The 2,917-nt window shown below is 35.8% G+C and carries 3 protein-coding genes; all 3 read left to right on the top strand.

From position 1 onward, the window contains the following. Window positions 1-1,503: cation-translocating P-type ATPase (locus tag RTK36_RS06915; RefSeq protein WP_312045586.1), on the top strand; the 1,503-nt coding region annotated here is incomplete at its 5' end. 166 nt (window positions 1,504-1,669) lie between these two features. Then, entirely contained in the window at window positions 1,670-2,281 is a 612-nt protein-coding gene (locus tag RTK36_RS06910; RefSeq protein WP_312045584.1) for a TerD family protein, read from the top strand. 14 nt (window positions 2,282-2,295) lie between these two features. Then, the gene (locus RTK36_RS06905) at window positions 2,296-2,880 is read left to right on the top strand and encodes a TerD family protein (RefSeq protein WP_312045582.1); all 585 of its coding nucleotides are present in this window, start codon (window positions 2,296-2,298) and stop codon (window positions 2,878-2,880) included. Window positions 2,881-2,917: the final 37 nt, after the last annotated feature.

Here is a 2,917-nt window from a genome sequence, read left to right as displayed (position 1 = left end):
ATGTATGACAGTAAACATAGGGTAATCGGTGGTAATGCAACAGATCAAGCATTAACGAAGTTTATGGGTGAAGAAACCTTCAAAATGCTTGCAGAGGAAAAAGAATATGCAATGACAATTTCCCAAGGGTTTAATTCGAAAAATAAATTTAGCCAAACCCATGTACAAGCACTAGGAAAGACATTTTATAAAGGAGCTCCTGAAAAGCTAATTGCTGGAGCCACAAAATATCTTGATGATGAAGGCAAGATTCAAACACTTGAGAAAGATGTTTTAGATTCAAAAATTTCCGAAATTGCAAAAAAAGCAATGAGAGTATTGGCATTTGGGTATTCGGAAAAAGATCTTGTTCAAGATAGTATTCATGATGATTTAGTTCTTATTGGATTAGTAGGTATAAGAGACGATGTTAGACCAGAAGCAAAAGAAGCAATATATGAAGTTCAGAAAGCTGGTATTCAGGTAGTCATGATCACCGGCGATAGGCTGGAAACCGCCGTTGCCATTGCGAAAGATGCGGGATTAATTCATTCTGAAAAAGACAAAGTTATGACGTCCGCTGAACTGAATCAAATGAGTGATGATGAGGTGAAAAGTATTTTACCTGAAATAAAGGTGATTGCAAGGGCATTGCCAACAGATAAATCTAGAATGGTTAGATTAAGCCAGGAAATGAATTTAGTTGTGGGAATGACTGGTGATGGCGTGAATGACTCACCAGCATTGAAACGAGCCGACGTAGGATTCGCTATGGGAAGTGGAACAGAGGCTGCAAAAGAAGCAGGAGAAATTGTTGTTCTGGACGATAATTTTAAATCCATTAAAGACGCTATTTGGTATGGCAGAACAGTGTATAATAATATTTTGAAGTTCTGTAAATTCCAGTTAGTTATTAATGTTGCGGCAGTTGTAATCAGTGCTATTTCCCCATTCTTTGGAATAAATGAACCCTTAAAAGTAACGCATCTTTTATTTATTAATCTTGTAATGGATGGGTTAGGTGCAATTATGCTTGGAAATGAGCCTGCACTTGAAAAATATATGAGTGAAAAACCAAGAAGAAGAGATGAGGGCATTATAAGTAAAAAGATGATGGCTCAAATAATCACTATGGGTCTTTGGCTGACCGTTATAAGTTTTCTATTTTTAAAGCTCGATTTTTTTGCTGGTTTCTTCCAAACCCAAGAGCAGCAATATACAGCATATTTTGTTTTGTTTATTTGGGCAGCTTTATTTAATGGATTTAATGTTAGAGATGACAACTATAAAATTTTTAAAGGATTGAATGAGAATACCGGTTTTATGAAAGCATTCGTCATTATTGTTGCAGTTCAAGCATTAATTGTGAATGCTCCCTTAATACCTTTCCCATTATTTAAATGGATTGGAGAAATGTTTAGCTGTGTTCCACCGGGCATGAATGGTTGGGTGGTTGTCATAATCCTTGCTTTTACTATGATTCCTGTAGACTTAATTCGAAAAAGTATTGTTAACAGGTCATAGAACAATATGAGAAAAATTGTTTTAATTAGCCTTCGTAAAGGTCAAGGTTGTTTTCTATAGCAAGAACATCTGATGCTTGTAGATTTCCAGTAAACAATAAGAAGTAAGAGTAAAATAAATTACTGAGTAAGAGTATTTTTCGTAAAAAATTAAGGAGGAAATACAAATGGCGATTAATTTACAAAAGGGACAAAAAATTGATTTGACAAAAGGCGGGTCTGGGTTAAGTCAGGTGATGGTAGGTCTTGGTTGGGATGAGACAAAACAAGGCAATGGATTTTTAGGCGGTTTATTCGGCGGGCATCAATCTATTGACTGTGATGCGTCGGTTATTTTATGCGGAGCAAATGGCAAAATTATTAATAAAGACGTGAAACAATGCTGCGTGTATTTTGGAAACTTAAGACACCAAAGTGGCGCAATCGTACATCAGGGGGATAATCTTACGGGAGCCGGCGAAGGCGATGATGAACAGATTATGGTGAATTTACCATTGGTTCCACAAAATATTGACAAAATGATTTTTGTAGTCAATATTTTTGATGCAGCAGCAAGAAAACAACATTTTGGCTTGATTCAAAATGCTTTTATTAGACTTGTTGACATGGGGACAAGAAATGAGATTTGCAGATTCAATTTATCAGAAAACTATAATGGGATGACAGGTCTTGTTGTTGGAGAAATTTATAGAAAAAATGGTGAATGGAAGTTCAATGCAATTGGTCAGGGGGTTCAGCAAGCAAGCAGACTAGACTCATTGATAAAAATCTATGCATAAAAGGGGAAAATATTATGGCGATTAATCTGCAAAAAGGACAAAGAGTATCCTTAGACAATACGATGAAATTAGCGCTTGTTGGATTAGGCTGGGACACTAATAAATACGATGGTGGACATGATTTCGATTTAGATGCATCAGCATTTTTGCTGGGGGAAAATGGAAAGTTAATAAAGGACGAGGATTTCGTTTTTTATAATAATCTTAATGGTAGAGACGGAGCTGTTGTTCATACTGGGGATAATCTTACTGGCGAAGGCGATGGCGATGATGAAGTAATTATGATTGATTTCACTAAAATCCCAAATGAAATTAAAAAAATTACTATTTGTGTAACTATTTTCGATGCAGAAAATAGAAGGCAGAATTTTGGGCAGGTAACAAATGCGTATATTAGAATTGCTAAGATGGCAGATGAATTTGATACAGTGGGAGAACCTGTTTTAAAATTTGATCTTGAAGAAGAATTTTCGATTGAAACAGCACTTGTTGTTGCTGAGATTTATCAGAAAAATGGTGAGTGGAAATTTAACGCTGTTGCTGCTGGATATCAGGGTGGTCTTGAGGCAATTTGCCGTTCTTATGGTGCAATTGTATAATTGAAATAACAAAATACGATGAGGGAAGTTTTGGTTA

It is taken from the genome of Anaerotignum sp., assembly GCF_031981185.1.
In the GTDB taxonomy this organism is placed as follows: Bacteria; Bacillota; Clostridia; order Lachnospirales; family Anaerotignaceae; genus Chakrabartyella.
The sequence above is the reverse complement of the archived record's forward strand: the minus strand, read 5'-3'. Positions and strand labels throughout refer to the sequence as shown.

Bases quoted from the DNA above. Each gene is read 5' to 3' on its own strand.
- RTK36_RS06910 (WP_312045584.1), top strand. From the start codon at position 1,670: ATGGCGATTAATTTACAAAAGGGACAAAAAATTGATTTGACAAAAGGC.
- RTK36_RS06905 (WP_312045582.1), top strand. From the start codon at position 2,296: ATGGCGATTAATCTGCAAAAAGGACAAAGAGTATCCTTAGACAATACG.